At 57.8% G+C, this 711-nt stretch carries 1 pseudogene; it reads left to right on the top strand.

What is annotated here, in order from left to right:
• Window positions 1–191: 191 nt before the first annotated feature.
• A pseudogene (locus tag EN879_RS37865) lies at window positions 192–493 on the top strand (hypothetical protein); the annotation flags it as partial.
• Window positions 494–711: the final 218 nt, after the last annotated feature.

Genomic DNA, 711 nt, shown 5'->3' with positions numbered 1-711 from the left:
GTCAGGCATGATGCGCTTCATGCGATGAGCGAATGAGCTGCGCTCCGACTCCTGGATGGTACAAGCACTTCAGACCATTTGACAGCGGGGCAACAAGAGCAAGATAGCAGCGCGGAGGACATCTGTTATGCCGCTGGAAGATTGAGGAAACAGCGGCAAGTCTATCGGCGTTCAGGCTTCGGGAGGAAGGCATGGACCGGCACATGGCCACATTGCGTGCAGACCGTGTTCAAGCATCGATCACGTCGGATGCCGCTGAAAAATCGGCGCTGGTCGATTCGTGGCGGCGCTCGGCCTCGTTGCACAGGCTGGTTCCTGCAGGCCGGAAATCACCCCGGCGGCTAACCGACATCGAATTGAGCGTCGCCGGGCAGAAGGTCGAGCCGCTGCTCGCTGCCGCCCAGTCCAGTCTTGACAGGCTCTATCTGCCGTCGGCGGTGTCGGCTGCTGCGTGTTGCTGGCTAATCGCGATTGTGTCGGGGTCGATCGCCGTACTTTCCAGATCAACGGGGAAGACGCGGTTTTCCGGATTAGACCTGATGTGAGATGTCAGCCTGCCAACTGGCGGCAGATCGAGCGCCGTAGGCGCACCGATCCGTCCTGACTGCTTGCCAAAACTCGCTCCATAATTTATATGACCACTTTAGTCACGGGAGCAATCATGATGAAAGAGATTCAGCTCAAAGACGTCAAGGCTACGTTCTCACATGG

This window comes from Mesorhizobium sp. M7A.F.Ca.AU.002.02.1.1 (assembly GCF_003998535.1).
In the GTDB taxonomy this organism is placed as follows: Bacteria; Pseudomonadota; Alphaproteobacteria; order Rhizobiales; family Rhizobiaceae; genus Mesorhizobium; species Mesorhizobium ciceri.
Note: the sequence above shows the minus strand (reverse complement) of the source record. Positions and strands in the feature narration are given on the sequence as shown.